This window comes from Streptomyces sp. LARHCF249, from assembly GCF_052871255.1.
Genome location: NZ_JBIXJQ010000018.1, coordinates 114,663 through 136,599 on the forward strand (window position 1 = coordinate 114,663; position 21,937 = coordinate 136,599).

Below are 21,937 nucleotides of genomic sequence, written 5' to 3' on the forward strand. Positions count from 1 at the left end.
GCTCGGGGCCCCGTGAGCGGTTTCGGCGTCCGCACCTCCGGGACAACGAAAAGGACCCCGCCGAAGCGGGGTCCTTCTTTTGTGTCCGAGGGGGGACTTGAACCCCCACGCCCGATAAAGGGCACTAGCACCTCAAGCTAGCGCGTCTGCCATTCCGCCACCCGGACAAGGTGTCTGTCTCGCGTCCCTCGCGGGCCGTTCCGACGTGGAAAACATTACCAAACATTCCGGGGTCCCCGATCACACCCCCTCCTGGCCAGGGAGTGCCCTTGGGCAGAACGGTCCCGAGCGGGAGGATGGAGGCAGTTCGGTACCGATCAGTGGGAGGAAGCAGCGTGAGCGAGTCGAGCGCGGGCAGGACCGTCTCCGGCGAGGACGAGGTCGTCGACCTCTGCCGGGACCTCATCCGGATCGACACCAGCAACTACGGGGACCACTCGGGACCGGGCGAACGCAAGGCGGCCGAGTGGGTGGCCGAGAAGCTCGCCGAGGTCGGGCTGGAGCCGCAGGTCTTCGAGTCCCACAAGGGACGCGCCTCGACCGTGGCGCGCATCGAGGGGGAGGACCCCTCCCGGCCCGCGCTCCTGATCCACGGGCACACCGACGTGGTCCCGGCCAATGCCGCCGACTGGACGTACGACCCCTTCGCCGGCGAGATCGCCGACGGCTGCGTGTGGGGCCGCGGCGCCGTCGACATGAAGGACATGGACGCGATGACGCTGGCCGTCGTACGCGACCGCATGCGCAGCGGCCGCAAGCCCCCGCGCGACATCGTGCTCGCCTTCCTCGCCGACGAGGAGGCCGGCGGCATCTACGGGGCACGGCACCTCGTCGACAAGCACCCGGGGCTCTTCGAGGGCGTCACCGAGGCGATCGGCGAGGTCGGCGGCTTCTCCTTCACGGTGAACGAGAACCTGCGGCTCTACCTCGTGGAGACCGCCCAGAAGGGCATGCACTGGATGCGGCTCACGGTGGAGGGCACCGCGGGCCACGGCTCCATGACCAACAACGACAACGCCATCACGGAGCTGTGCGAGGCCGTGGGGCGGCTCGGGCGCCACCAGTGGCCGGTGCGCGTGACCAAGACCGTACGGAGCTTCCTGGACGAGCTCTCGGACGCGCTCGGGACCCCGCTGGACCCGGACAACATGGACGCCACGCTCGCGAAGCTCGGCGGTATCGCCAAGATGGTCGGCGCGACGCTGCGCAACTCCGCCGCCCCGACGATGCTCGGCGCCGGCTACAAGGTCAACGTCATTCCCGGCCAGGCGACGGCGCATGTCGACGGCCGCTTCCTGCCGGGCTACGAGGACGAGTTCTTCGCCGACCTCGACCGCATCCTCGGCCCCCGGGTCAAGCGGGAGGACGTGCACGGGGACAAGGCCCTGGAGACGGACTTCGACGGCCGGCTCGTCGACGCGATGCAGGGCGCCCTGAAGGCCGAGGACCCGATCGCGCGGGCCGTCCCGTACATGCTCTCGGGCGGTACGGACGCCAAGTCCTTCGACGACCTCGGCATCCGCTGCTTCGGCTTCGCGCCGCTGCAGCTGCCGCCGGAGCTGGACTTCGCGGGCATGTTCCACGGCGTGGACGAGCGGGTTCCGGTCGACGGGCTGAAGTTCGGCGTCCGGGTTCTCGACCGGTTCATCGACAACGCCTGAGAGACAACGTCCGGGAATCGCAGAAGTGTGCGCAGACCACTGGGAAGAGTGAATGCGCTCATACGCTCGTAGCCCCGGTGATCCCTCCTCGTTACAGGTGGTGCGGTCCGCGGCTGGGACCGCAATTGCCTACTAGGAGGAACAATGATCAAGAAGGTTGTCGCCGCTGCGGCTGCCACCGGTGGCCTGGTTCTCGCGGGTGCGGGTCTGGCTGTCGCCGACGCGGGCGCCCAGGGTGCGGCCATCGGCTCCCCGGGTGTCCTGTCCGGCAACGTCGTCCAGGTGCCGGTTCACATCCCCGTGAACGTCTGCGGCAACACGGTCAACATCATCGGGCTGCTGAACCCGGCCTTCGGCAACACCTGCGTCAACGCCTGACGCGTCTGAAGTCTTTGGCCCCGGAGCGCGTTCCAGCGTTCCGGGGCCGCTGGGCTTTCCGGCCCGATCGATCATCTTCGGCGCATCCGGCAGGGGAGCCGGAGCACCGACGCACACACCAGGGGACGAGTTCACAATGCGACGACCAGTACAGGTCACCAGGAAGACGCTGATCACGATGGCGGCCGCGGGGGGTGTCCTCGCGATGGGGGGGGGCTACGCACACGCGGACTCCGGAGCCTCCGGCCAGGCCGCGAATTCCCCGGGCGTGCTGTCCGGGAACAACGTCCAGGCTCCCGTGGACGCGCCGGTGAACGTGTGCGGCAACACGGTCAGCGTCATCGGCCTGCTGAACCCGGCCTTCGGGAACCACTGTTCCAACGGTGGGGACCACGGGGGCAAGCCGGGGAAGCCCGACCAGCCCGGCAACCCGGGCACTCCGGGTAACCCGGGTAACCCGGGCACTCCGGATCACCCCGGCACTCCGGGCAACCCCGGTCACCCCGGCACTCCGGATCACCCCGGTACTCCCGGCCACCCCGGAAACCCGGGAGGCGGCGGCGACGAACCGTGCGACGACCACCCCGATCACCCGGGCACGCCCGGTGGTCACACGCCGGCCAAGCCCGTTACCCCGGGTACGGACACCAGCCCGGCCCCGGGCTCTGTCACGCCCGTCACGCACCCCGCTCAGGGGCCCGGCGCGAGCGTCGCCGCCCCCGCCCCGTCGGGGCCGGCCGTTCTCGCCGCCACCGGCGGCGGTGACGTCCTCACCGCCGGCCTCCCGATCGCAGGCGGCCTGCTGCTGGGTGGCGCCGTGCTCTACAGGCGCGCCCGCAGCGCCGCCTGACGCGGCTCACGACGCGGGCTCCGCACGCGGGGCCCGCGTCACCAGGTCGCGCGGACCTGGCGGATGATCCGGCGGCGCAGCCGCACGCGGCGGCTGCCGTCCCGGTGCAGGGTCAGGCGGTCGAGTTCCCAGTTCCCGTACTCGGCATGATCGGTCAGCAGGCGGGTCGCCTCCTTGCGGGGAACCCCGCGAGGCACGTACACGTCGACAAATTCGTATTCCGGCATCGCATCTATTGTGCGGGCAGAGCCCTGCTACGGATAGCGTCTGCTCTATGTCTGATGCCGCTCTGCCCACTGCTGCCGAGGTACGCGCCGCCGCCGAGGCGGTCAAGGAAGCGCTCGACCGGCACCTCGCCGCGGTCGAGAGCAGGACCGGGGACGAGGACCCCGACGTCTACGCCGCGTTCAACGAACTCGCCGCCGCGGCCGAGGAGTACGACGAACTCCTCTACGACCGCTACGACGAGGTCACGCCCTTCGAGATCCCCACTCCCGAGGACGGCGTCCCGTACACCGGTCCCGCCGAGCCCCCCGCCTTCAGCGTGCTCATCCGCCGCGACTACGCCGTGGTCGAACCGCAGCGGCTGATCGCCCAGGCGGAGCGGGTCGCCGCGCACGACCGCGACGCCGAACTCGTCCACGACGGCGGCACCGCGGGTGCGTTGGGCGTCCTCTTCGGGGAGTACGAGCCCGACGAGATCGCCTCCCGTTACAAGGAGTTCGGGCTGGAGGAAGGCGACTCCACGCTGTGGATCGCGGCCTCGGAGGAGATGGCGGAGCCGGGGGAGTGGCTCAACTCGCCCTTCGGCCACACCGATCCGGAGGACGTCATGCACCGGTTCGACGTCAGCTCCGTCTTCGACGAGGAGACCGACGAGTTCGGTGAGGACCAGGACGAGGACGCGGACGAGGACGTGGACGCGGCCGAAGACGTGGCCGAGGACGAGACCGCGCGGCCCGGGCTGACCCCGGCCTGAGCGGCACCTGCCCGGGAACGGAAGCGGGCCCCCCCCCGGCGGGGGGCCCCCCCCCCCCCCCGCCGCGGGGCCCCCCCCCCCCCCCCGGGGGGCCCCCCGCCCTGCGCGCCCCGGCCCGGGTCCGGTACGCGCCCCCCCGCTGGGGGGGGGCCCGCTTCCCGTTACTCCGGCTGCTCGCCCGCCGCCGCCAGGGAAGTCAGCAGGCCCGTCAGCCGGGTCGTACGCGGCTTCGGCAGCACCTCCGCCACCGCACGCGGCAGCGCCTGGTCCACGCCGTGCACCACGGACAGATGCCGCTCGGCCCGCCCGAACGCCGTGTACACCCAGTCCCGGGAGAGGGCCTGCGCCGCGTCGCCGGGCAGCACGACGACCACCGCCGGCCAGCGCGTGCCCACCGCCTGGTGCGCGGTCACCGCCCAGCCGTGCCGCACCTGGGACTCGACGAGGTCCTTCGGTACGACGACCTGCGCGCCCGCGCGCTCCAGGTGCAGCCCCTCCGCGTCGGCCGACACCACCCGGGCCGGCAGGGCCCGCCCGGGCGAGGGCACGTGGACCACCCGGTCGCCGGGATCGAAGCCGCCGAACCGTCCGGGACCGGGGTTCAGCCGCTCCTTGAGGGCCGCGTTCAGTGCCCGGGTGCCCGCCGGGCCGCCGTGGCCGGGGGTGATCACCTGCACGCTGTCCGCCGGGATCCCGAAGGCCCTGGGCACCGACTCGGCCACCAGCTGCACGGCCCGGTGAACGGCCTCCCCGGCGTCGCGCACGGGAACGATGACGACCTCCTTGCCGGGGGCGTCGACCTGGTTCAGCTCCCCGATGCCCACTCCCGAGACCAGCTCGCCGAGCGGGCCGGGGTCGGGAACGCGGGAGACCACCTGAGGGCAGGTACGGGCCGCCAGAAGGTCGGCGAACACCCGCCCGGCCCCGGCGGAGCCGAGCACCGAGGGGTCCCCGGAGAGCACCAGTCGGGCCCCGTCGGGGACCGACTCCACCAGCGCGGCCGCGGTCTCCACGTCCAGCTGCGGCGCGTCCAGCACCACCAGCAGGTCCAGCGCGAACTGCCCGTCGGCATCCCGGCCCGGCCCCTGGGCCCCGGCGAGCAGCCCGGCGACGGTGACCCCCTCGGCCGAGGGCGCGTGCGCGGCCAGGCAGGCCCGCAGGCCGAACTCCCGGGCGGCGGCCAGCAGGGCGAGCGGTTCGGCGCGGGCTGCCTCGCCGCCGGTGTGGGCGACCAGGCCGTGGCCCGCGACGGCGCGGATCAGCTCGGCGCCGGGGCCGGCGGCGGCCTTCTCCCAGTCCGCCGGGGCGTCGAAGGTGCTGGCGATCCGGGCCAGGCCGTCGGCCAGGCTCTCCTCGGCCATCGCCGCGCCCTCCAGGCCCACCAGGACCCGGACGGGCTGCTCCTCGTCCTCCCCGACCGGCGGGCCGAGCGGCTCGTGGAAGACCAGCACCGAGCCCTCGCCGATGGCCGCCTCGAGGGCCTCGTCGGGTTCCGGTACGCCGTACTGGGCCAGCGCCGACCGCAGGACCGGGGCCTCCAGCGCGGTGTGCCCCTTGAGTCCCGCCTGGACCAGCAGCCAGCCGACCAGGGCGCTGGTGCGGCGCTCGTCGCCGGGGCCGGCCTCGGGGCCCAGCAGGGCCCGGGCGAAGCCGTCCGCCTGGGTCGGGCGGACGGCGGGGACCGACAGCAGCAGCCAGGGGTTCTCGGCGAGCCGCTCGGCGGCGCCGTCGCCGAGCGCGGCCGCGGCCGGGGCGGCCAGCTCCTCGGGGGCGCCGCCCCGGGCCAGGACGGCCCGGACGCCCTCGACGGTGTCCGCGGCGGGGGCGGCGGCCGGAGCCTGCGCCGCCTTGCGGGGCGGCGGCGGGGGAGCGGGGGCCGCCTTGCGCGGCGCGGCCGGGGCCTCGTCGAAGTACACGGACGAGGGCTTCGCCCCGCTCTCCACGGCCCGTACGGCGGCCAGCAGGTCGGCGGCCTTGCCGCTGAGCTTGGCCCCGGCCTCGACGGGTGCTTCCCGTTCGGCCTTGCGCCGGGCGATCCGCTCCCGCTCGATCTTCTGCGCGGCCAGCTCGGCCTGCGCCTCGCTCAGTTCGGGGGCGGCGGCCGCCGCCGCTTCACCCGCAACGGGCACCGTGTCGGTGTCGGTTTCGGTTTCGGCGCCCGAGCCGGTGCCGGAGCCCGTTTCGGACCCGGACGCGGACTCGCTGTCGGCTTCGGCTTCGGTGTCGGCGGCAGGCTGCGGCTCGGCCGGTTCCTCCGCGGCAGCGGGGTCGGGTTGGCGGTCCGTACTCACAGCGTGCTCCAGTCCTGATCGGGGTAGCGGTGCACGGGCGCCGACACATCGTCCAGCGCACGGCAGATCTCCTCGGGAAGACTAAGGGCCTCCACTGACAGAGCCGCCACGAGCTGCGCCGACGTCCGCGCGCCGACGATCGGCGCGACCACCCCGGGCCGGTCCCGGATCCACGCCAGGGCCACCTGCAGCGGGGTCACCGCCAGCCCCTGAGCCGCCGTCACCACCGCGTCCACGATCCGGCCCGCGGCCTCGTCCAGGTACGGGTCCACCAGGGCGGCCAGCGACTCGGAAGCGCCCCGCGAGTCCGCCGGGGTGCCGGCCCGGTACTTGGCCGTCAGGACCCCGCGACCCAGCGGGGAGGAGGGGAGGAGGCCGACGCCCAGGTCCAGGGCGGCCGGCAGCACCTCGCGCTCGACCCCCCGCTGGAGCAGCGAGTACTCCATCTGGGTCGAGGCCAGCCGGGTCCTCACCCCCGGGACCGCGAGCTGCCAGGTCGCCGCCTTCGCCAACTGCCAGCCGCAGAAGCCCGCCACGCCGGCGTACCGGGCGCGGCCGCTGCTCACGGCCAGGTCCAGCGCCTGCAGGGTCTCCTCCAGCGGCGTCACCGGGTCGAAGGCGTGCAGCTGCCACAGGTCGACGTAATCGGTGCCCAACCGGTCCAGGGAGGCGTCGAGGGCGGCCAGCAGGTGCCCGCGCGAGCCGTCGAACCGCCGGTCCGGGTCGGGCACGCTGCCCGCCTTGGTCGCGATCACCAGGTCCCGGCGCGGGACGAGCCCGGCCAGCAGCCGCCCGAGGAGGTACTCCGCCTCCCCGCCGCTGTACGCGTCGGCCGTGTCGACGAGGGTGCCGCCCGCCTCCCAGAACGTCTTCACCTGCTCGGCGGCGGCTTCCTCGCCGGTGTCGCGGCCCCAGGTGAGGGTGCCGAGGCCGATCCGGGATACGCGCAGTCCGGTGCGGCCGAGATGCCTCTGCTCCATGACCGCTGAGACTACTGGGGCACTGACGGAAGGGCTCCGGGCGCGCTAGAGTCCCCGCACACGCACGTTACTGATCGGTAAATTCGGTAAGGGGACGACACATGCGGCTCGGCATCAATCTCGGCTACTGGGGTGCGGGCATGGACGCCGACAACCTCTCCGTCGCACAGGAGGCCGACCGCCTCGGCTACGACGTCTGCTGGGCCGCCGAGGCCTACGGCTCCGATGCCCCGACCGTCCTCGCCTGGGTCGCCGCGCAGACCGAGCGGATCGACGTCGGCTCGGCGATCCTCCAGATCCCGGCCCGCCAGCCCGCGATGACGGCCATGACCGCCGCCACCCTGGACTCCCTCACCAAGGGCCGCTTCCGGCTCGGCCTCGGCGTCTCCGGCCCGCAGGTCTCCGAGGGCTGGTACGGCGTCAAGTTCGACAAGCCCCTCGCGCGGACCCGCGAGTACGTGGAGATCGTCCGCAAGGCGATGAGCCGCGAGCGGCTCTCGTACGAGGGCGAGCACTGGACCCTGCCGCTCCCCGGCGGCCCGGGCAAGCCGCTCAAGCTGACCGTGCACCCCGAGCGCGAGCACATCCCGCTCTACATCGCCGCGATCGGCCCCAAGAACCTGGAGCAGACCGGCGAGATCGCCGACGGCGCCCTGCTGATCTTCCCGGCCGCCGAGCACCTGGAGGCCACGGCGCTCACCCACATCCGGGCGGGCCGCGAGAAGGCCGGGCTGACCATGGACGGGTTCGACGTCTGCCCGACCGTGCCGCTGGCCCTCGGCGAGGACGTGTCCGCGCTCGCCGACACGTTCCGCCCGTACACCGCCCTCTACGTGGGCGGCATGGGCAGCCGGAAGCAGAACTTCTACAACCAGCTCGCCCAGCGCATGGGGTACGAGAAGGAAGCCGCCGAGATCCAGGACAAGTACCTGAGCGGCGACAAGGCCGGCGCGGCCGAGGCCGTCCCGCACTCCCTGATCGACTCGACCACGCTGCTCGGCCCGGTCGAGCGGATCGCGGACGGAATGCGGGCCTACGCGGAGGCCGGTGTCACCACCCTCACGCTGGCTCCGGCCGGCTTCACCCTGGACGAGCGGATCGCCGCCCTGCGGGCCGGCACCGAGGCCATGGAGCGCGCCGGCCTGGCCTGACCCCCGGAGCCGGGTCAGGCCTTGGCGGTCGACGCCAGAAGAGGGCCTGCGGCCGTGGTGGGGGCTCGGGGGTCTTCCCCGCCACGGCCGACACAGCACACAACGCGCGGGGCGCCCACCGGGTTACGCGCCGGCGCCCAACCGTCGGTTTCGTTCATTCGGGCGAGCGGCGCGGTCCCATCGGTTGCCGCCCCCGGCGACCGGCGTTTGACTCGGTGCATGCTCTCTGCCCGCAGCCTGTTCCAGGAGATCGTCGACAACGACGACTCCTTCCAGCTGTTCTGCTCCATCGCCGCCAGCGGGGAGACCCAGGGCGGCTGGGAGAACTCCCGCATCGCGGCCCTGGTGCCGGACGGGATGCGCGGCCTCGCGCCCAAGATCACCCGGCACGGCGCCGACGAGGACAAGCACGGGCGGATCTTCAGCGCCCTGCTCCGCAAGCGCGGCCTGCCGCCCGTCCCGGTGCCCCCGGAGACCGACTACACGATGCTGCTGGAGCGGCGCGGCATCGGCCTCGCGCACGACAAGCTGCGCCGCGAGGAGCCGCTGACCGAGCGCGACATCGTCGTCTACCTCTCGCACAGCCGGGTCACCGAACAGCGGGCCGCCGACCAGATGGACATGCTGGTCCGGCACTTCGGCGACCATCCCGAGGTCGGCAAGGCCATCCGCATGATCAGCCACGACGAGGACAACCACCTCGCCTACTGCCACGAGGAGTTGCTGCGACTGGCCCGTGAGGGCCACGGCCGCACCATTCAGCAGGTGCTGCGGGAGAGCGCGCTCGCCGAGATCGGCATCTACCGGGACGTGAGCCTCGCCGTCATGGAGCACATGGGGCGGCTGCTGCACTGGCCCGGGCCGAAGGCGGCCGCGCTCGCCGCCGGGATCCGCGGGATGTACGCGTACGAGCGGTTCAGCGGCTGGCACCGGATGGTGAGCCTGCGCCTGCCCGAGCGGCGCGACGCCCTGGGCGGCGCACCGGTCACCTCGCCCGAGTTCGCCTGACGCCGTGGCCGTGGCCGCCGCCGGCTACAGCCAGCCCCGGCGCTTGAACATCCGGTGCAGCCCGAGGCACGCGCCCGCCATGACCAGTACCACGCCCGGATAGCCCAGACCCCAGCCCAGCTCGGGCATGTGCTCGAAGTTCATCCCGTAGATCCCCGCCACCATCGTGGGGACGGCCGCCATCGCCGCCCAGGCCGAGATCTTGCGCATGTCGTCGTTCTGCCGGACGCCCATCTGCGCCAGGTGCGCGGCGAGGGCGTCCGACAGCAGCCGGTCCAGGCCCTCGACGTACTCGTTCGCCTTGGTCAGGTGGTCGGCCACGTCGCGGAAGAACGGCTGGGCGTGCTCGTGGACGAAGGGCACGTTCCCGAAGGCGAGCCGGTTCATGGGCTGGAGCAGCGGGCTCGTCGCCCGGCGGAACTCCAGCACCTGCCGCTTGAAGGCGTAGATCCTGGAGGCGGTGTTCTTGGTGTCCGAGGCGTTCGGGGCGAAGACCTCGGCCTCCAGTTCCTCCAGGTCGGCCTGGAGCTCGGCCGCCACGTCGATGTAGTGGTCCACCACCGCGTCGGAGACCGCGTACAGCACGGCGGTGGGGCCGTGCTTCAGGACGTTCGGCTCGTGCTCCAGCCGGCGCCGTACGGCGGCCAGCGCGGCCCCCTCGCCGTGCCGGACGGTGACCACGAACGAGTCGCCGATGAAGACCATGAGCTCGCCGCTGGTCACTATGTCCGTGTGGTCGTCGTAGAGCACCGGCTTCAGGACGACGAACAGCGAGTCGTCGTAGACCTCCAGCTTCGGGCGCTGGTGCGCGGTCAGGGCGTCCTCCACCGCCAGCGGGTGCAGGCCGAACTCCGTCCGGACGTGCTCGAATTCCTTCTCGGTCGGCTCGTACATGCCGACCCAGAGGAAGGCGTCCCCGGTGGCCCGCGCCTCGGCCAGGGCGTCCGAGAAGTCCGCGGGGCCCTCGGTGCGGCGGCCGTTCCGGTAAATCGCGCAGTCCACAATCACGCGGCGTATTCTCCCCCGCCCTCGCCCGGCCCGCACGTCGCCGGCAGCACTAGGCTGGCGGCATGGCCACGCTGATCCTCGTACGACACGGGCGGTCCACCGCCAACACCGCTGGGCTGCTCGCCGGATGGACCCCGGGAGTGGCCCTCGACGAGCGCGGCGCCGAACAGGCCGCCGCGCTGCCCGGCCGGCTGGCGGGCGTACCGCTCGCCGCCGTCGTCACCAGCCCGCTGCAACGCTGCCGGGAGACCCTCACCCCGCTGCTCGCCGCCCGGCCGGAGCTGGAGCTGCACACCGACGAGCGGATCGGCGAGTGCCACTACGGCGACTGGTCGGGCCGCAAACTCGCCGAACTGGCCGACGAACCCCTGATGAAGGTCGTCCAGCAGCACCCCTCGGCGGCCGCCTTCCCCGGCGGCGAGTCCCTGCGCGCCATGCAGGCGCGCGCCGTGGAGGCCGTACGGGACTGGAACGCGCGGATCGAGGACGAGCACGGCGGCGACGCCGTCTTCCTCATGTGCTCCCACGGCGACATCATCAAGTCCCTCGTCGCGGACGCCCTGGGCATGCACCTGGACCTCTTCCAGCGCATCCACGTCGACCCCTGTTCCGTGACCGCCGTCCGCTACACGCCGACCCGGCCGTTCGTGTTCCGGGTCGGCGACACCGGGGACCTCGGCTCGCTCGTGCCGCGCGCGACCACACCGGACAAAGCCGTGGAAGACGCCGGGAACGCCGTCGTGGGAGGCGGTGCGGGCGCGGTGTGATCGAACGGCGCAGTAGGGTGGACTGGCCCCGTACATGAGCGCTGCCGCCGAGACTTGGAGACTGGACGTGCCCCGTCAGGTGTTCCTCTACGACCCGCCGGACCGCTTCGTGGCCGGCACGGTCGGTCTGCCGGGACGCCGTACGTTCTTCCTGCAGGCCTCCGCCGGCCCCCGCGTCACCAGCGTCTCCCTGGAGAAGACCCAGGTCGCGGCGCTGGCCGAGCGGATGGACGAGCTGCTGGACGAGGTCGTACGGCGCACCGGGGGCAATGCCCCGGTCCCGGCCGTGGCCCCTGCCGAGGCCGCCGACACCGCGCCCCTGGACGTCCCGGTCGACGAGGAGTTCCGGGTCGGCACCATGGCCCTGGCCTGGGACGGCGAGGAACAGCGGATGATCGTCGAGGCGCAGGCCCTGGTCGAACTCGACGCCGACTCGGACGAGGATCTCGCCGAGGCGGAGGAGCGGCTGCTCCAGGACGAGGAGAACGGCCCGCCCATGCTGCGCGTCCGCCTCACCGGCGCCCAGGCCCGGGCCTTCGCCAAGCGGGCCCTGGACGTGGTCAACGCGGGCCGCCCGCCGTGCCCGCTGTGCAGTCTGCCGCTGGACCCGGAGGGGCACGTCTGCCCCCGCCAGAACGGCTACCGGCGCCAGGTGTGACCGCCATGGGGGAACGGGAGAAGTTCGAGGAACTGCTCACCAGGGGTGAGCTGACCGTCGTCGGCCGGATCCGCGAGGCGTCCAACGCCGTGCTGCTGTGCAACGTCACGTACGACGGCGTGAGCGCCGACTGCGTGTACAAGCCGGTGAAGGGCGAGCGCCCGCTGTGGGACTTCCCCGACGGGAGCCTCGCCCAGCGGGAGGTCGCCTCCTACCTGGTCTCCGAGGCCACCGGCTGGGGCCTGGTGCCCACCACCGTGCTGCGCGACGGGCCGTTCGGCGAGGGCATGGTCCAGCGGTGGATCGAGATCCCCGAGGGCGAGACCCCCGGCGCCGAGCTCCTCGCGCTCGTCGAGGGGGAGGAGGCCGGGGAGGGCTGGAAGCCCGTCGCCTTCGCCGACGTGGGCGACGGCCGCACCGCCCTGCTCGTGCACGCCGACGACCCCCGGCTGCGCCGGCTCGCCGTCCTCGACGCCGTGATCAACAACGGCGACCGCAAGGGCGGCCACCTGCTGCCCGCGCCCGACGGACGCCTCTACGGGATCGACCACGGCGTCACCTTCCACGCGGACGACAAACTGCGCACCCTCCTGTGGGGATGGGCCGGGGAGCCGCTGACGGACGAGGCGCGCGGCGTGCTGGCCGCACTGGCCGCCGAGCTGGCGCAGGGGGCCGCGCTCGCCACCCGGCTGGCCGAACTGATCACGGCGGTCGAGCTGGCCGCCGTACGGGACCGGGTGGCGCAGCTGCTGAGCACCGGAACGCACCCGCAGCCGTCGGGGCAGTGGCCGTCGATCCCCTGGCCGCCGGTCTGAACCGGCCACTCGGGACACGCACAGTTTCGGCCAGACCGCAAGAGTGCTGATCAAGACAACAGTGCAGGTCCGGTTCGTTTCAGGAACATCCGTCCGGTTAGGCTCGAGACATGCATGCCTGGCCCGCTTCTGAGGTCCCCGCCCTTCCTGGCAAGGGCCGCGACCTCCAGATCCACGACACCTCGACCAAGGGGACGATCACCCTCGCCCCCGGTCCCGTCGCCCGTATCTACGTCTGCGGCATCACCCCGTACGACGCGACCCACATCGGTCACGCGGCGACCTACAACGCGTTCGACCTCGTGCAGCGCGTGTGGCTCGACACCAAGCGGCAGGTCCACTACGTCCAGAACGTCACGGACGTGGACGATCCGCTCCTGGAGCGGGCGCTGCGCGACGGCCACGACTGGACGGAGCTCGCCGAGCGCGAGACCGCCCTCTTCCGCGAGGACATGACCGCCCTGCGCATGCTGCCGCCGCAGCACTACATCGGCGCCGTCGAGGCCATACCCGGCATCGTGCCGCTGGTCGAGCGGCTGCGGGACGCGGGCGCGGCGTACGAGCTGGACGGCGACGTCTACTTCTCGGTGGAGGCCGACCCGCACTTCGGGGAGGTCTCGAACCTCGACGCCGAGGCGATGCGGCTGCTCTCGGCGGAGCGGGGCGGAGACCCGGACCGGCCGGGCAAGAAGAACCCGCTGGACCCGATGCTGTGGATGGCCGCGCGTCCGGGCGAGCCGAGCTGGGACGGCGGCTCGCTGGGCCGCGGCCGGCCGGGCTGGCACATCGAGTGCGTGGCGATCGCCCTGGACCACCTGGGCATGGGCTTCGACATCCAGGGCGGCGGGTCCGACCTGGCCTTCCCGCACCACGAGATGGGCGCCTCGCACGCACAGGCCCTGACGGGCGAGTTCCCGATGGCCAAGGCGTACGTCCACGCCGGCATGGTCGCCCTGAACGGCGAGAAGATGTCGAAGTCGAAGGGCAACCTCGTCTTCGTGTCCGCGCTGCGGCGGTCCGGGGTCGACCCGGCGGCGATCCGCCTGGCGCTGCTGTCGCACCACTACCGGGACGACTGGGAGTGGACGGACGAGGTCCTCGCGAATGCCGAGGCCCGGCTGGAGCGGTGGCGTGCGGCCGTGTCCCGGCCGGACGGGCTTCCTGCGGACGCCTTGGTCGAGGAGGTCCGCGAGGCCCTGTCCAACGACCTGGACGCCCCTGCGGCGCTGGCTGCCGTGGATCGCTGGGTGGACGCCCAGAACGCCTCCGACGGCGACGACGAGTCGGCCCCCGGCCTGGTCTCCCGAACGGTGGACGCCCTCCTGGGCGTAGCCCTGTAGCAGTCCGCGGACGGGGCTGGGTCGCCGCGCAGCGGCAACCCAGCCCCTCCGCCGTTTGAGGAGCCGGGGGGCGCTTGCGCGGCGGCGCCGCACTTCGCCCCGGCCGGCTAGGCCTCCGGCGGGGTGTCGTCCTCGTCCGGCGGCGCTGCCGGAGGGATCGGGGGTTCCTCCCCCGAAGGCTCCTGCTTGCGCTTCGGCGGGAGCGTCAGGCCGCCGCTGGACGGGTCCCGCAGGTACGAGCTGTCGCCCGGCTCCGCCGCCGGGTCGCGGCGGCGCAGGTACCGCTCGAACTCCCGGGCGATGGCGTCCCCCGACGCCTCCGGCAGGTCGGCCGTGTCCCGCGCCTCCTCCAGCGTCTGCACGTACTCCGCCACCTCGCTGTCCTCCGCGGCCAGTTGGTCCACGCCAAGCTGCCACGCCCGCGCGTCCTCCGGGAGTTCACCCAGCGGGATCCGGATGTCGATCAGATCCTCCAGCCGGTTCAGGAGCGCCAGCGTGGCCTTGGGGTTCGGAGGCTGGGAGACGTAGTGGGGGACCGCCGCCCACAGCGACACCGCCGGGACGCCCGCGTGCGTACAGGCCTCCTGCAGGATGCCCACGATGCCGGTCGGGCCCTCGTACTTGGTCTCCTCCAGGTCCATCGTCCGCGCCAGGTCCGCGTCCGAGGTGACCCCGCTCACCGGGACCGGCCGCGTGTGCGGAGTGTCCCCGAGCAGCGCCCCCAGGATGACCACCATCTCCACGCCCAGTTCGTGCGCGAAACCGAGGATCTCGTTGCAGAACGACCGCCACCGCATGGACGGTTCGATGCCGCGCACCAGGACCAGGTCCCGCGGCTTGGCGCCGCCGATCCGGACCACCGACAGCCGGGTCGTCGGCCAGGTGATCTTCCGCACCCCGTTGTCCAGCCACACCGTCGGCCGGTTGACCTGGAAGTCGTAGTAGTCCTCGGCGTCGAGCGCCGCGAACACCTCGCCCTTCCACTCCCGGTCCAGGTGTGCGACCGCACCGGAGGCGGCGTCACCCGCGTCGTTCCAGCCCTCGAACGCGGCCACCATGACCGGGTCGATCAGCTCGGGCACGCCCTCAAGCTCGATCACCCAGGTCTCCTTCCGAAGTTCCCTTGTGTACGTGGGTCAGCCTAAGCCTTGATGGGGCACCGGCCACAGCCCGCGACAGAGGGGCGGTTCCCCTCGGAACCGCCCCTCTTCCCCACCTGCGCGAGAGCTATGCCTGGCTATGCCTTGCGGCTCAGCATCTCCTCGACCCGGGCCCGCACGGACGCGTCGTCCAGGCCGCGGATCGTCACCGTCGTACGCCGGCGCAGCACGTCGTCGACCGTCTGCGCCCACTCGTTGTCACGGGCGTAGGCGACCTGCGCCCAGATCTCCGGGCCGTCCGGGTGGATGCGCTCGGCCAGCGCCGGGTCCTCGTTCGCCAGGCGCGCGATGTCGAAGGCCAGCGAACCGTAGTGCGAGGCCAGGTGGCGCGCGGTGAGCGGGTCCATCCGCGTGCCGGGCTCGCGGTCCACCAGCAGCCGGTGCGCGACCGCGTTCGGGTTGGCGACACCGGGCAGCGCGATCCGGCGTACGAGGGACTTCACCGGCTCCATGTCCTCGGTCAGCGGGCTGCCGGGGAGCTTGGCCAGCTTGTCCATGACCACGCGGCCGATGTGGCGGTACGTCGTCCACTTGCCGCCGGCCACCGACAGCATGCCGCCGGCGCCCTCGGAGACGACCGTCTCGCGCTTGGCCTTCTCGACCCCGCCGGGGCCGCCGGGCAGCACCCGCAGGCCCGCGAAGGCGTACGTCATCAGCGAGCGGTCCAGGTCGGCGTCCTTCACCGAGAAGGCCGCCTCGTCCAGGATCTGCTGGATGTCGGCCTCGGTGGCGCGCACGTCGCCCGGGTCGCCCTCGTACACCTCGTCGGTGGTGCCGAGCAGCAGCTGGTCCTCCCACGGGAGGGCGAAGGTGATGCGGTACTTGTCGATCGGGGTGGCCATGGCGGCCTTCCACGGCGACTTGCGCTTCATGACGATGTGCGCGCCCTTGGACAGGCGGATCGACGGCATCGAGTGCTTGTCTTCCATGCGCCGCAGGTGGTCCACCCACGGGCCGGTGGCGTTGAGCACGACGCGCGCGTCCACCCCGAACTCGGTGCCGTCCAGACGGTCCTTGAGCTCGGCACCGGTGACCCGGCCGCGCGTCATGCGCAGCCCGGTGACCTCGGCGTGGTTGAGGACGACCGCGCCCGACTCGACGGCCGCGCGGACCGTCATGACGGCGACGCGGGAGTCGTTCATCTGGTGGTCGTAGTAGACGGCGACGGCCTTGAGGTTGTCCGTCTTCAGGCCCGGGTTGTCGGCGGCGGCGCGGGCCGGCGAGATGACCTTGCCCATGCCGTCGCCGAAGGCCGAGAGCGCCGAGTACGCGAACACGCCCGCGCCCAGCTTCGCCGCGCCGACCGGCCCGCCCTTGTACACGGGCAGGTAGAAGGTGAGCGGGTTGACCAGGTGCGGGGCCACGTCCTTGGCCAGCACCCGGCGCTCGTGGTGGTTCTCGGCGACCAGCTTGACCGCGCCGGTCTGCAGGTAGCGCAGGCCGCCGTGGACGAGCTTGGAGGAGGCGGAGGAGGTGGCGCCGGCGAAGTCGCCGGCGTCCACCATGGCAACCCGCAGACCCGACTGCGCGGCGTGCCAGGCCACCGAGGTGCCCAGGATCCCACCGCCGATGACCAGCAGGTCGTACGTGGCCTTCGCCAGCTGCTCACGGGTCTCGGCGCGGCTCGCGTTCGAACCGGCGGTCGGGTGCGTACCCAGCGTGGGGACGCTCTGCGGGTTGCTCATATCTCTCTTAGCTCCTCGTCGATTGACTCAGCTGGTGCGGTCAGCTGGCGTCTTCGTCGTCGACCCAGCCCATGGACCGCTCCACGGCCTTGAGCCAGCTCTTGTACTCGCGGTCCCGCTGCTCGGCGGGCATCCGCGGGGTCCACTCGGCCGCGCGGCGCCAGTTGGCGCGCAGGGCGTCGGTGTCGGGCCAGAAGCCGACGGCCAGGCCGGCGGCATAGGCGGCGCCGAGACAGGTGGTCTCGGCGACCATCGGGCGCACCACGGGGGCGTCCAGGAAGTCCGAGAGCGTCTGCATCAGCAGGTTGTTGGAGGTCATGCCGCCGTCGACCTTGAGGGCGGCGAGCTCGACGCCCGAGTCCTTGGTCATGGCGTCGGTGATCTCGCGGGTCTGCCAGGCGGTGGCCTCCAGGACGGCACGGGCGATGTGCGCCTTGGTGACGTACCGGGTGAGGCCGGCGATCACACCGCGGGCGTCGGAGCGCCAGTACGGGGCGAACAGGCCGGAGAAGGCCGGGACGAAGTAGGCGCCGCCGTTGTCCTCGACGGAGGAGGCCAGGGTCTCGATCTCGGCCGCGGACTTGATCAGGCCCATCTGGTCGCGCATCCACTGGACGAGCGAGCCGGTGACGGCGATGGAGCCCTCCAGCGCATAGACCGGCTTCTGGTCGCCGATCTGGTAGCCGACCGTGGTCAGCAGGCCGCTGTAGGAGTTGATGATCTTGTCGCCGGTGTTCATCAGCATGAACGTTCCGGTGCCGTACGTGGACTTCGCCTCGCCCTCGGCGAAACAGGTCTGGCCGAACAGGGCGGCCTGCTGGTCGCCGAGCGCCGAGGCGACCGGGACACCGGCGAGGACGCCGTCCTTGACGTGGCCGTAGACCTCGGCGGAGGACTTGATCTCCGGGAGGACGTTGAGCGGGACGCCCATGGACTCGGCGATCTTCTCGTCCCAGGCCAGGGTGTGCAGGTTCATCAGCATGGTGCGCGAGGCGTTGGTGACGTCGGTGACGTGCACGCCGCCCTGGGCGCCGCCCGTGAGGTTCCAGATGACCCACGAGTCCATGGTGCCGAAGAGGATGTCGCCGGCCTCGGCGCGCTCGCGCAGGCCCTCGACGTTGTCGAGCATCCAGCGGATCTTCGGACCGGCGAAGTAGCTCGCCAGCGGCAGGCCGGTCTCGCGGCGGAAGCGGTCCTGGCCGACGTTGCGGCCGAGCTCCTTGCACAGGGCGTCGGTGCGGGTGTCCTGCCAGACCAGCGCGTTGTGCACCGGCTCGCCGGTGTTCTTGTCCCACAGGACGGTGGTCTCGCGCTGGTTGGTGATGCCGACGGCCTTGACGTCGGCGGCAGTGATCTCGGCCTTGGCGATGGCGCCGGCGACGACCTCCTGGACGTTGGTCCAGATCTCGGTGGCGTCGTGCTCGACCCAGCCCGGCTTCGGGAAGATCTGCTCGTGCTCCTTCTGGTCGACGGCGACGATGCGGCCGTCGCGGTCGAAGACGATGCAGCGGGAGGAGGTGGTGCCCTGGTCGATCGCGGCGATGAAGGGGCCGGTGCTGCTGGTCATGGTGGCTGCTCCTGGGAGGTCCGTAGGCGAAGGGCTTAGACGAACGCGAGGTTGTAGATACCCGCGGCGAGGGCACCGCCGATCAGCGGGCCGACGACGGGGATCCAGGCGTACCCCCAGTCGGAGCCGCCCTTGTTCGGCAGCGGAAGCAGCGCGTGGACGATGCGCGGACCCAGGTCGCGCGCCGGGTTGATGGCGTAGCCGGTCGGGCCGCCGAGCGAGAGGCCGATGCTGACCACGGTCAGGGCGACGATCAGGCCGCCGAGGGTGCCGAGGCCCTTGCCGTCGTCGTTGAGGCCGAAGGCGAGCACCGCGAGCACGAGCACCAGGGTGCCGATGATCTCGGTGGCGAGGTTCTGCCACACGTTCCGGACCTCGGGGCCCGTGGAGAAGACGCCGAGCACCGGGCCGGCATTCGGCTCGGTCTTCTGGTCGACCAGGCCCGCGTGCTCGGACTTGGCGGCCACGATCTCCGGGTCGGTGAGGTGGGCCTGGAACTGGCCGTAGTACGCCACCCAGGCCAGCGTGGCACCGATCATGGCGCCGAGCAGCTGGCCGGCGAAGTAGACCGGAACGTTGCTCCAGTCGCCGTCCTTGATCGCGATACCGACCGTGACGGCGGGGTTGAGGTGGGCGCCGGACAGGGTGCCGGTCATGTAGACGGCGGTCATGACCGCGAAACCCCACCCGAAGGTGATCGCCAGCCAGCCCGCGTTCTGCGCCTTCGAGCGCTTGAGTACCACGGCGGCGACCACGCCGGCGCCGAGCAGGATGAGTACGGCAGTACCGATGGTCTCGCCGATGAAGATGTCGGAGCTGGACACCCGCGACTCCTTTGTCTTACGTCCAGGGGTGGGCGGACACCGGGTCCCTCCGGTGGTTCCGCGCACTCGGTGAGTGCTGCACCGGTCCTTGGCCTTGCCACACCTTAACGCGTATTGCCGGTAGGTGTTCGACATTGCCGACCGATGAACGGCAGTTTTCCGCCTGTGTGAAGAACCCGTCAAGGCCTGGCCAGGTCAAAGAACCGGATCGTTACCACCCGGTGCGATCGACCAAATCCAGCCAATTCATGATCAGTAAATGACAAAACCCACCCAAATGCAGCTCGAGGCCGCCTTGGGTGGGGTGAACGGGTCAGGTCAAGCTCAGAACCGGCCCGCTCCGAGGTCGCGTGAAACCGACCGCGCGCAGTCCCGTACGGAGGCCACCAGGGCCGCCCGGGGCTCGCCGGACTCCCCGCAGACCCGCTCCACGGCCCCGGCCACGGCGACCGCGCCGACCGGCATCCTGCGCCGGTCGTGGATGGGCGCCGCGACCGAGGCGATGCCCTCCCAGGTCTCCTCGACGTCGGCGGCCCAGCCGCGCGCCCGGGTCAGCCCGAGCACCTCCTCGAATCCGGCGGGGTCCGTGACCGTGCGCGGAGTGAACGCCTCGCGCTCCACCTCCACGGCCTGCGTGTGCGCGACGGGGTCATAGGCCGACAGCACCTTGCCCAGGGCGGTGGAATGCAGCGGCTGCATGGCCCCCACCTCCAGCACCTGACGGCTGTCGTCGGGCCGGAACACGTGGTGCATGATCAGCACCCCGCTCTTGTGCAGCACGCCCACGTACACGCTCTCGCCGCTCGCCCGGGCCAGATCGTCCGTCCACACCAGGGCGCGGGCGCGCAGCTCGTGCACGTCCAGGTAGCTGTTGCCCAGGCGCAGCAGCTCCGCGCCCAGCTGGTAGCGGCCCGAGGCGGGGTCCTGCTCGACGAAGCCCTCCGCCTGCAGGGTGCGCAGGATGCCGTGCGCCGTGCCCTTGGCCAGGCCCAGGGAGGACGCAACGTCCGACAGCCCCAGCCGGCGCTCGCCACCCGCCAGGAGTCGCAGCATCGCAGCGGCTCGTTCGAGCGACTGGATGTTCCGTGCCATGGCGAAGCCTCCTGCTGACGTAGTTCGACAATGCTGAACACTATCGGTCGATGCCGACTTTTTGCATGGTGAGGGGTTCCGGACACGCGTTTGAGCCGGTACCACCCCCGGCCGACAGACCCGAGTGGACGTCCCGCCACAGAATGCAGTCCGCCACGTGGGACACCCTCACCGGGTCAGGTGCCGCGCGGTTACCCTGGCCGCGTGCACCCTTGAACACAGTGGGGGTGCAAAGCCGACAGCCGTCGCATCCCAGGGAGCTCAACCATGGCCGCGTTGCCGAACCCGCCCGTTGACCACCAGACCCGGGCCGATGCCCTCAGAGAGGCGCTCGCGACCCGCGTGGTCGTCGCCGACGGGGCCATGGGGACGATGCTCCAGGCGCAGGACCCCTCGATGGAGGACTTCCAGCAGCTCGAGGGCTGCAACGAGGTCCTCAACGTCACCCGTCCGGACATCGTGCGCACGGTCCACGAGGCGTACTTCGCCGTGGGTGTGGACTGCGTGGAGACGAACACCTTCGGCGCGAACTACGCCGCGCTCGCCGAGTACGACATCGCCGAGCGCAACTTCGAGCTCTCCGAGGCCGGAGCCCGCATCGCCCGCGAGGTCGCCGACGAGTTCACCGCTTCCACCGGGCAGCAGCGCTGGGTGCTGGGCTCCATCGGCCCCGGCACCAAGCTCCCCACCCTCGGCCACATCACCTACGCCCAGATCCGTGACGCGTACCAGGTCAACGCGGAGGGTCTGCTCTCCGGCGGCGCGGACGCGCTGCTCGTCGAGACGACCCAGGACCTGCTCCAGACGAAGTCCTCGATCATCGGCGCCCGGCGGGCGATGGAGGCGCTGGGCGTCTCCGTTCCGCTGATCTGCTCGGTGACGGTGGAGACGACCGGCACGATGCTGCTGGGTTCGGAGATCGGTGCGGCGCTGACGGCGCTGGAGCCGCTGGGCATCGACATGATCGGCCTGAACTGCGCGACCGGCCCGGCCGAGATGAGCGAGCACCTGCGCTACCTGGCGCGGCACTCGCGTGTCCCGCTGTCCTGCATGCCCAACGCCGGCCTGCCCGTCCTGACCAAGGACGGCGCGCACTACCCGTTGTCGGCCTCGGAACTGGCGGACGCGCAGGAGGCCTTCGTACGGGACTACGGCCTCTCGCTGGTCGGCGGCTGCTGCGGTACCACGCCCGAGCACCTGCGGCAGGTGGTCGAACGGGTCCGGGCAACCGCGCCCGGGGCCCGTGATCCGCGCCCGGAACCGGGGGCCGCGTCCCTGTACCAGACGGTGCCGTTCCGGCAGGACACCTCGTACATGGCGATCGGTGAGCGGACGAACGCGAACGGGTCGAAGAAGTTCCGTGAGGCGATGCTGGAGGCCCGCTGGGACGATTGTGTGGAGATGGCGCGCGATCAGATCCGTGAGGGCGCGCACATGCTCGACCTGTGCGTGGACTACGTGGGCCGGGACGGCGTCGCCGACATGCAGGAGCTCGCCGGCCGTTTCGCCACCGCCTCCACGCTGCCGATCGTCCTGGACTCCACCGAGGTTCCCGTCCTCCAGGCGGGCCTGGAGAAGCTGGGCGGCCGCGCGGTCATCAACTCGGTGAACTACGAGGACGGCGACGGACCGGAGTCCCGCTTCGCGAAGGTCACCCGCCTGGCCCAGGAGCACGGCGCCGCGCTGATCGCGCTGACCATCGACGAGGAGGGCCAGGCCCGCA

Annotated in this window: 20 protein-coding genes and 1 tRNA gene; 11 read left to right on the forward strand and 10 right to left on the reverse strand. The window is 71.9% G+C overall.

What is annotated here, in order from left to right:
- Window positions 1–82: 82 nt before the first annotated feature.
- Window positions 83–167, reverse strand: a tRNA-Leu gene (locus tag ACIPUC_RS34710).
- A gap of 168 nt (window positions 168–335) precedes the next feature.
- Here ACIPUC_RS34710 and ACIPUC_RS34715 point away from each other — a divergent pair.
- From ACIPUC_RS34715 to ACIPUC_RS34725, 3 genes are all read left to right on the forward strand, one after another.
- Window positions 336–1,661, forward strand: a complete 1,326-nt coding sequence (locus tag ACIPUC_RS34715; RefSeq protein ID WP_362398523.1) for a M20/M25/M40 family metallo-hydrolase — start codon at window positions 336–338, stop codon at window positions 1,659–1,661.
- A 144-nt stretch (window positions 1,662–1,805) separates the two neighbouring features.
- Complete coding sequence (chpH, locus tag ACIPUC_RS34720) at window positions 1,806–2,039, forward strand: chaplin ChpH (protein ID WP_446594356.1); 234 nt, start codon at window positions 1,806–1,808, stop codon at window positions 2,037–2,039.
- A gap of 136 nt (window positions 2,040–2,175) precedes the next feature.
- A complete protein-coding gene (locus tag ACIPUC_RS34725; protein WP_446594357.1) occupies window positions 2,176–2,889 on the forward strand; it encodes a chaplin family protein in 714 nt (237 codons plus the stop codon).
- A 38-nt stretch (window positions 2,890–2,927) separates the two neighbouring features.
- Here the strand turns inward: ACIPUC_RS34725 and ACIPUC_RS34730 are convergent, their stop codons facing one another.
- On the reverse strand, window positions 2,928–3,116 hold the full coding sequence (locus ACIPUC_RS34730; protein WP_031146791.1) for a DUF5703 family protein: 189 nt from the start codon (window positions 3,114–3,116) through the stop codon (window positions 2,928–2,930).
- 47 nt (window positions 3,117–3,163) lie between these two features.
- On the opposite strand from ACIPUC_RS34730, the gene ACIPUC_RS34735 reads away from it, so the two are divergent.
- Window positions 3,164–3,868, forward strand: a complete 705-nt coding sequence (locus tag ACIPUC_RS34735) for a hypothetical protein (RefSeq protein ID WP_446594358.1) — start codon at window positions 3,164–3,166, stop codon at window positions 3,866–3,868.
- A gap of 161 nt (window positions 3,869–4,029) precedes the next feature.
- Here ACIPUC_RS34735 and ACIPUC_RS34740 read toward each other — a convergent pair whose 3' ends face one another.
- A complete protein-coding gene (locus ACIPUC_RS34740; RefSeq protein ID WP_446594359.1) occupies window positions 4,030–6,159 on the reverse strand; it encodes an ATP-dependent DNA helicase in 2,130 nt (709 codons plus the stop codon).
- On the reverse strand, window positions 6,156–7,139 hold the full coding sequence (locus tag ACIPUC_RS34745; protein ID WP_446594360.1) for an aldo/keto reductase: 984 nt from the start codon (window positions 7,137–7,139) through the stop codon (window positions 6,156–6,158). The genes ACIPUC_RS34740 and ACIPUC_RS34745 overlap by 4 nt, the downstream gene beginning before the upstream one ends.
- 101 nt (window positions 7,140–7,240) lie before the next feature.
- Here ACIPUC_RS34745 and ACIPUC_RS34750 point away from each other — a divergent pair, with 101 nt between their 5' ends.
- Both ACIPUC_RS34750 and ACIPUC_RS34755 read left to right on the forward strand, forming a co-directional pair.
- Complete coding sequence (locus tag ACIPUC_RS34750) at window positions 7,241–8,290, forward strand: LLM class F420-dependent oxidoreductase (RefSeq protein WP_446594361.1); 1,050 nt, start codon at window positions 7,241–7,243, stop codon at window positions 8,288–8,290.
- 219 nt (window positions 8,291–8,509) lie between these two features.
- Window positions 8,510–9,298 carry a ferritin-like domain-containing protein gene (locus tag ACIPUC_RS34755; RefSeq protein WP_446594362.1) on the forward strand — a complete coding sequence of 263 codons (789 nt, stop codon included), beginning with the start codon at window positions 8,510–8,512 and terminating at the stop codon, window positions 9,296–9,298.
- A 24-nt stretch (window positions 9,299–9,322) separates the two neighbouring features.
- On the opposite strand, the gene corA is transcribed toward ACIPUC_RS34755, so the two are convergent.
- Window positions 9,323–10,315, reverse strand: coding sequence for a magnesium/cobalt transporter CorA (gene corA, locus ACIPUC_RS34760; protein WP_446594384.1), 993 nt, complete (start codon window positions 10,313–10,315; stop codon window positions 9,323–9,325).
- Window positions 10,316–10,368: 53 nt separating this feature from the next.
- Between corA and ACIPUC_RS34765 the strand changes: the two genes are divergently transcribed.
- The 4 genes from ACIPUC_RS34765 (at window position 10,369) to mshC (ending at window position 13,886) form a co-directional block, all read left to right on the forward strand.
- Entirely contained in the window at window positions 10,369–11,073 is a 705-nt protein-coding gene (locus tag ACIPUC_RS34765; RefSeq protein ID WP_446594363.1) for a histidine phosphatase family protein, read from the forward strand.
- 67 nt (window positions 11,074–11,140) lie between these two features.
- Window positions 11,141–11,731, forward strand: coding sequence for a DUF3090 domain-containing protein (locus tag ACIPUC_RS34770; protein ID WP_362595049.1), 591 nt, complete (start codon window positions 11,141–11,143; stop codon window positions 11,729–11,731).
- Window positions 11,695–12,546, forward strand: a complete 852-nt coding sequence (locus tag ACIPUC_RS34775) for an SCO1664 family protein (protein WP_446594385.1) — start codon at window positions 11,695–11,697, stop codon at window positions 12,544–12,546. The genes ACIPUC_RS34770 and ACIPUC_RS34775 overlap by 37 nt, the downstream gene beginning before the upstream one ends.
- Before the next feature lie 110 nt (window positions 12,547–12,656).
- The gene (mshC, locus tag ACIPUC_RS34780; protein ID WP_446594364.1) at window positions 12,657–13,886 is read left to right on the forward strand and encodes a cysteine--1-D-myo-inosityl 2-amino-2-deoxy-alpha-D-glucopyranoside ligase; all 1,230 of its coding nucleotides are present in this window, start codon (window positions 12,657–12,659) and stop codon (window positions 13,884–13,886) included.
- A gap of 107 nt (window positions 13,887–13,993) precedes the next feature.
- Here the strand turns inward: mshC and ACIPUC_RS34785 are convergent, their stop codons facing one another.
- From ACIPUC_RS34785 to ACIPUC_RS34805, 5 genes are all read right to left on the reverse strand, one after another.
- Window positions 13,994–14,986, reverse strand: coding sequence for a PAC2 family protein (locus tag ACIPUC_RS34785; protein ID WP_446594365.1), 993 nt, complete (start codon window positions 14,984–14,986; stop codon window positions 13,994–13,996).
- 137 nt (window positions 14,987–15,123) lie between these two features.
- Complete coding sequence (locus tag ACIPUC_RS34790) at window positions 15,124–16,731, reverse strand: FAD-dependent oxidoreductase (protein ID WP_446594366.1); 1,608 nt, start codon at window positions 16,729–16,731, stop codon at window positions 15,124–15,126.
- A 40-nt stretch (window positions 16,732–16,771) separates the two neighbouring features.
- Window positions 16,772–18,298: a glycerol kinase GlpK gene (gene glpK, locus ACIPUC_RS34795; RefSeq protein ID WP_446594367.1), complete on the reverse strand. Its 1,527-nt coding sequence runs from the start codon at window positions 18,296–18,298 to the stop codon at window positions 16,772–16,774.
- A gap of 35 nt (window positions 18,299–18,333) precedes the next feature.
- Entirely contained in the window at window positions 18,334–19,122 is a 789-nt protein-coding gene (locus ACIPUC_RS34800; protein ID WP_446594368.1) for an MIP/aquaporin family protein, read from the reverse strand.
- Window positions 19,123–19,446: 324 nt separating this feature from the next.
- Entirely contained in the window at window positions 19,447–20,214 is a 768-nt protein-coding gene (locus ACIPUC_RS34805) for an IclR family transcriptional regulator (protein ID WP_446594369.1), read from the reverse strand.
- 267 nt (window positions 20,215–20,481) lie between these two features.
- Between ACIPUC_RS34805 and ACIPUC_RS34810 the strand changes: the two genes are divergently transcribed.
- On the forward strand, window positions 20,482–21,937 hold a 1,456-nt coding region (locus ACIPUC_RS34810), incomplete at its 3' end, for a homocysteine S-methyltransferase family protein (RefSeq protein ID WP_446594370.1).